The 6,643-nt window shown below is 67.5% G+C and carries 5 protein-coding genes; all 5 read right to left on the minus strand.

Features of this window, described 5'->3' with window-relative positions; genetic code table 11:
• Window positions 1-215 precede the first annotated feature (215 nt).
• Window positions 216-1,529 (minus strand): M18 family aminopeptidase, encoded by a 1,314-nt coding sequence (locus AC1DBQ_RS20505; protein ID WP_476930262.1) that lies wholly within the window; start codon window positions 1,527-1,529, stop codon window positions 216-218.
• Window positions 1,530-1,697: 168 nt separating this feature from the next.
• Window positions 1,698-3,191: an amino acid permease gene (locus AC1DBQ_RS20510; RefSeq protein WP_476930263.1), complete on the minus strand. Its 1,494-nt coding sequence runs from the start codon at window positions 3,189-3,191 to the stop codon at window positions 1,698-1,700.
• A 341-nt stretch (window positions 3,192-3,532) separates the two neighbouring features.
• Window positions 3,533-4,219 (minus strand): response regulator, encoded by a 687-nt coding sequence (locus AC1DBQ_RS20515; RefSeq protein ID WP_476930266.1) that lies wholly within the window; start codon window positions 4,217-4,219, stop codon window positions 3,533-3,535.
• Between the two features lie 16 nt (window positions 4,220-4,235).
• Window positions 4,236-5,651, minus strand: a complete 1,416-nt coding sequence (locus tag AC1DBQ_RS20520; protein WP_476930264.1) for a sensor histidine kinase — start codon at window positions 5,649-5,651, stop codon at window positions 4,236-4,238.
• A 31-nt stretch (window positions 5,652-5,682) separates the two neighbouring features.
• A complete protein-coding gene (locus AC1DBQ_RS20525; protein ID WP_476930265.1) occupies window positions 5,683-6,573 on the minus strand; it encodes an ABC transporter permease in 891 nt (296 codons plus the stop codon).
• Between the last annotated feature and the right edge of the window lie 70 nt (window positions 6,574-6,643).

Genomic DNA, 6,643 nt, shown 5'->3' on the forward strand with positions numbered 1-6,643 from the left:
GAAACCGCTCGCACGTGGAGGCGTCGGGGGTGACTCTCCGCGGCAGTCCGGAACCTGGACCACCAACCTGCGGGGCTTCCATACGCCTTGAACTCTAGGACCGCCCCGGAACCCCGGCCACAGCATCGGAGTCAACTTTGTGGGTATCCGCAGGATCCATGTGGGTCCGCCGTTTGCCGCCCAACCCCCTGCTGACCTGCTGTTACGCCGATCTGTTACGCCGGCGTGCGGAAGAACGTCCGGGTGACCGTGGCCAGCCGGTGCGGGTCCTCGACCCCGCACAGCTCGCGCGCCGAGTGCATCGAGAGCAGGGGCACCCCGACGTCGACCGTMCGGATCCCCAGCCGGGTGGCCGTCAGGGGGCCGATCGTGGAGCCGCACGGCATCACGTTGTTGGAGACGAATTCCTGGTACGGGATGCCGGCGTCGGTGCACAGCCGCGCCCAGAGGGCGGCCCCGGCGGCGTCGGTGGCATAGCGCTGGTTGGCGTTGATCTTCAGCAGGGGGCCGCCGTTCAGGACCGGCCGGTTGGCGGGGTCGTGCCGTTCCGGGTAGTTCGGGTGGACGGCATGGCCCGCGTCCGCGGAGACACAGAACGACGCCGCAAAGGCCTGCCGCCGCTGGCTCGCTGAAGCCCCGAGCCCGTCGGAGATCCGCACCAGAATGTCTTCAAGGACGGGTCCGCAGGCGCCGGAGCGTGATGCGGAGCCGATTTCCTCGTGGTCGAAGGCAGCCAGCACGGCGATCGGTGCACCCTCCGGCAGGGGCGTGCCGGAGTGGGCGATCAGCGCCATGAGCCCGGCGTGCGTCGCGGAGAGGTTATCGAGCCGGCCGGAAGCGAAGAATTCGCGTTTCGCGCCGAACACCGCGGGGGTCTGGGTGTCCGCGATGACGACGTCGTACCCGCCGATCTGCGCCGGATCCACTGCGGCATCCGTGACCTTCGCCGCGAGGAGGCCAAGCAAGTCCTCGGCGGCGGGATCGCCCAGCCCGAACACCGGATTCATGTGCTGCTGCTTGTCCAGGGCCAGTCCTTCGTTCACGGCCCGGTCCAGGTGGATGGCGAGCTGCGGGAAGCGCAGCAGCGGACCGGTGGCCGTGAGGTGCTGCGTGCCGTCGCGCATGACGAGCCGGCCGGCGAGCTGGAGTTCGCGGTCCAGCCAGGAGTTCAGGAGGGGGCCGCCGTAAACCTCGACGCCCGCCTGCAGCCAGCCGAACTTGCCCGTGGTGGGCTTGGGCTTGAGTTTGAATGACGGCGAATCCGTGTGGGCGCCGAGGATATTGAATCCCGTGGTCGGTCCGGCGCCCGGGGGCACCACCCAGGCGATGAGGGCGCCGTCGCGGATCACGTAGAACTTGCCGGCCGTGGCGGCGGGCGCCGGCCAGGGCTGCAGCTCGTCGAGGCCGGTGAAGCCTTCCTCGTCCAGCCGGCGCGCGGCCTCGTGGACGGCGTGGAAGCTCGACGGCGACGCGCTGACATAGGCGCCGAGGTCCTGGATGTGGTCTGCGGCAGAGCTCGGTGTTGGCATGGTTTCGAGTCTAGCCCGAGCCGCGCGGGGCGCTGGGGCGGCCGCGTCGGTGCACACGGACATGCCCTCCCTTAGCGCCAAGGAGTGGACATGAAGGCATTATGTCCACTGCTGGGCGCCGGGGGAGGGCATGTCCGGTGGTCCGGGACCGCTGCGCGAGCGGGGAGCCTATGACGTCGGGCGGGCGCCTACTGTTACTTCCTCGGTCGTAGCTCCGGCAGGAGCCGCGGATGATTCCCCGGCAGGAGTCCCAGCACGATTCACCGTGGCGTTGTCGGCCGGGTCCTCGGCAATAGCGGGGACGGTGGCCTTGGCGCCGTTCTTGCGGTAGCGGAAGACTCCGAGTCCCACGACGACGGCGGCGAGTGCCAGCGAGAGGACCAGCGATTCCCGCGTGGAATCCAGGATCACCATGCCGATCAGGAGCGCAACGATGCTGACGATGGCCGCCCAGGTCAGGTACGGGAAGAGCCACATCTTCAGCTGGAGGTCCTTGGCGGCGGCGCCCATGCGGCGGCGCAGGATCAGCTGGGAGACGGCGATCACGAGCCACACGAACAGCGCGATGGCGCCGGAGGTGTTGACCAGGAACAKGAACACAGTGTCCGGGGCGATGTAGTTCAGGCCGACCGTGACGAAGCCGACCACCGTGGAGGCCAGCACAGCGGAGGAGGGCACGCCGGTCTTGGAGATCCGCATCCAGGACCGGGGGGCGTCCCCGCGCCGCGACAGCGAGAACAGCATGCGGCTGGCGGTGTAGAGGCCCGAGTTCAGGCAGGAKAGCACCGAGGTCAGCACCACAATGTCCATGATGGTGCCGGCTCCGGGGATGCCGAACAGTTCGATGACTGCAACGTAGGGGCTCTTAGCGACGGAGGCGGAGTTCCAGGGCAGCAGGGTGACCACGATCGCGATGGATCCGATGTAGAAGACGAGGATGCGCCAGACGGTGGATTTCACGGCCTTCTTGACGGCGTCGACCGGGTTCTCGGATTCGCCGGCGGCGATGGTGGCAATTTCCGCCCCGAAGAAGGAGAAGACGACGACGAGGATGCCGGCCAAAACGGCGCCGGGACCGTTGGGCATGAACCCGCCGTGACCGATCAGGTTGTCCAGCCCGGGCGCCGGGACCCCCGGGATGAGGCCCAGGATCGCGGCGACACCGAAGAGCAGGAAGAGCACGATTGCCGCGACTTTGATGGACGCGAACCAGAATTCGAACTCGCCGTACGATTTCACGGAGCCGAGGTTGGTTAGCGTCAGCAGCACCATCAGGGCAAGCGCCCAGACCCACTGGTCAATACCGGGTACCCAGCGGTGCATGATGGCCGCCCCGGCCGTGGCTTCGATGCCGAGGACAATGATCCAGAACCATGCGTAGAGCCAGCCGATGCTGAACCCTGCCCACCGGCCCAGGGCCTTGTCCGCGTAGGTCGAGAATGAGCCGGTTTCCGGGTTGGCCGCAGCCATTTCGCCGAGCATGCGCATGACGAGGATGACGACGAGTCCCGCAGCGGCGTAGGCCACCAGGATGCCGGGGCCGGCCTGCTGGATCGCGGCGCCCGAACCGACAAACAGTCCGGCGCCGATCACGCCGGCGATGGCGATCATGGATAGATGCCTGGGTTTCAGTGATTTTGAGAGCTGCTGGTCAGCGTGCATGGAAGCGCCGTCCTTCGTGGGGGGTCCGGGCCCGTTCTTATGCCGGCAATGCATGGGTTCCATACTGTGCGGCGGGCCACAATGTCGTTTCACCCTAGACCGCCTCGTGTACGGCCCGTCTTGTGCAGTCCTACAAATGACGCGGGGTCAGACCGGGCCATCACCCAACAAAGAGGTGCAGCAAGCAACCAAAGTTGCCTCAAGGGCAATTTGGTAATGTGCCTGAAACCACTGCTTCAAAACTACCGGCCGGTAACCAGGTCGCCTGTCCCGCCAGCCGTCGGGGAGGCGCCCGTCCGATGGGGGTGCTTCCGCCAGTCGTCCGCTTCGGCGAGCAGTCGCTAGTAATCCGCGTTGCTCGGCACCACGAGCCCGGTCTCGTAGGCGTACACAACCGCCTGGACGCGGTCGCGGAGGTGCAGCTTGGTCAGGATCCGGCGCACGTGCGTCTTGACCGTGGCCTCGGACAGGAAGTACCTGTGCGCGATTTCGGCGTTGGAGAGACCCTCCGCCATCGCCCCGAGCATTTCGGTTTCGCGCGGGGTCAGGTCCTCCAGCAGGGGATCCCTCACCGGACGCGCCGGATTACCGGCCGGACCGCCGTCCACCCCGGACGGGCCCGCCCCCGCCGGGTTGGCGCCGCCAGCGGCACCGCGGACATAGGTCTCCAGCAGCCGCTGCGTGACACGCGGAGCCACGACGGCGTCGCCGCTGGCCACGACCCGCACAGCACTGATCAGTTCGGCGGGGGCCACGTCCTTGAGCAGGAACGCCGAGGCACCGGCCTGCAGCCCGGCAAAGGCGTATTCATCGAGGTCAAAGGTGGTCAGGATGATGATCTTGGCGCGGGACGCCGAGGCTGCAATGGCTCGGGTCGCCTCGATCCCGTCCAGCACCGGCATCCGGACGTCCATCAGGACGACGTCGGGCACGAGCTCCCGGGCTTGCCGGACGGCTTCGGCGCCATCGGACGCCTCGCCGACGATGCACAAGTCATCCTCGCCCTCGAGGATGAGTCGGAACCCCATCCGAAGCAGCGGCTGGTCATCCACCAGCAGAACGCGTATGGGTTCTTTGTCGGCCACTCTTCCCCCTTGTTTGTGTTGCGGCTGTTGGTATTCGAGCTGTTGGTATTGCGGCTGGTGGAGTTGTGTCTTCATTGCAGTTCAGCTCCGCGTGCACCCGCCAGCCGCCGTTGCCGGTGCGCCCCGCCTGCACAGTGCCAGCGTAAATTTTGGCCCGCTCCCGCATCCCGGCAATTCCCTGGCCGGTGCCGAGCGATTCCCGTGAATCGGCGTGCGCGCCGGCCCCCGGACCGCCGAATTCCACGCTGCCGCGGCCGTCGTCGGCCACGTCAATAGTCACGAGCGAACCGTTCCGGACGATGCCCACGTCCACGCGGCTCAGCGCACGCCCGTAGCGCAGCACATTGGTCAGCGACTCCTGCACGATCCTGTAGACGGTCAGCTGGAACGCCGCATCGCCGGGCAGCGCCGGTCCGGTGTGCGTGTAGTGCAGCGGCAGGCCCGCGGTGCGGAAACCTTCAAGCAGTTTGGCGAGGCTGCTGCCGTCCACGAGCGGTTCGCGCGGAGCGTGTCTGGCGGCGGAATCGTCGCGCAGCACGCCGAGGACGCGCCGCATATCGGCCAGCGCGGTCCGCCCTGTCCGKGAGAGTTCCTCGAGAACGACGGCGGCGCGCTGCGGGTCCCTCTTGACCACGACGGCGGYGCCGTCGGACAGGCTGACCATGACGGTCAGCGAGTGCGCCACGACATCGTGCATTTCGCGTGCGATCCGGTTGCGTTCAGTGACCGAGCCGAGTTGCTGGGCTCGGGCCGCCCAGGCGGCTATCTCGTGCTCGTGTTCCCGCCGTTGCCGCACCGAGATCCCGATCCCCGTGGCGATCACGTTGGAAAGGGTGATGCTGATGGCGGCCGMAATACTCGTGATCAGCTGGAAGTTCTCCGGCGTGCTGACGGCCATGTCCGGCAGCCGCCCGTCCAGCGGGCCGACCGCGAGCATGAAGTACAGGAGCACGAGCGGGGCCGTCGTCACGGCGAGAGCCGTMAGGGCGAAACGCCGGGTGCGGACCACCGCCACCGCGTACAGCGCAAACCAGAGCCCGGCGGAGACATTGGATCCCCACGGCTGCAGGAACGTGACGGCCAGTTCCAGCGCCCCCACGGCCGCCGCTACCTGCACCGGTCGGGAGCGCCGGAAAAGCAGGACGGGAGCGGCCGCCGCGAGCAGCACGGTGACCTGCCATTCGCCATGGATGAGTGACTCGACCGCCGTGGGTGTGACCAGGAGCAGGTAGCAGAGCACCACCAGGACATCCATGACCCTCGGACGGGCCAACAGGTAGCGGCGGAGCCGGCCGCGCCGGCGTGCGGTGATTTCGGCGAAGGACGTGTCGGCCGGAGCGGCTGACGCGTCCTTCACGGGCACAGCATCGATCATGCTCTGAGCCTAGACGGTGGGATCTGCAGGCCTAGACATCCCGTTTCTTGAGCAGGACGCCGGCGAGGAGGACGGGAACAACAACCCAGGCGCCCAAGACCAGGCCGGCCTGCCAGGCTTCCAGGGTGTCCGGGACGTGGTCCAAAGCTGTGAGCGGATCCACCGTGTTGCCCGGCAGGTACTTGCGGGCCTCCACGAAGAAGTCCCCCGGAATGAGCTGGAAGGCGATGGGTGCCACGAAGAACAGGCCCAACAGGCTCATGATGCCGCCCGCCGAGTTGCGGATCAGGGTGCCCAGGGCCAGGCCGATCGCCGCGACGGCTGCCACGTAGATGCTGTTGACGATGAGCATCTTGACCGACTGCGAGCTGCCCAGGTCAAGGCCAAGGCCGTAGTTGTCCAGGATCGGCACCGAGACGAAACCGGCGGCCAGGGTGGACGCGGCCGTGACCACGAAGGACGTCAGCACCACCACCACGAGCTTGGCCGCGAACGCCGGGATGCGCTTGGGCACGGCCGCGAACGTGGACCGTGCCATGCCGGTGGTGAATTCCGAGCTCATCAGCAGCACGCCGAGGGAGCCGAGGATKAGCTGGGCGAACGCGATKCCGGAGGTCGGGACGCCGACGGCKAGGTCCCCGCCCTGCGCCGCGATCCTGGCGGCCGCCTGCGGGTCCCGCGCCGMGGCCTCGGAGAACTGCCCCGTTCCCCAGGCGGAGAGTGCCCCGAACCCCACCATCACCACAATCGTGGACCCAAGCAGGATCAGGGTGGAGAGCAGGGTGCGGAATTTGATGAATTCGGAGTTGAGGACCCGCGGGAAGGTGGGGCCGGGTCCGGAACTGGTGCCGTCTCCGGAACGCTGGGCGCGGGCGTCGGCACCGCGGGGCGAGGTCGTGGACTCAACGGTAGTGGAACTCATGGCTTACTTGCCTCCGGCTTCGACGGGATCGGCGCCCGTGGTGATCAGCGAGTGGTATTCGACCTCATCC

The sequence above is a fragment of the Arthrobacter sp. 10T413_2 genome (assembly GCF_056394205.1).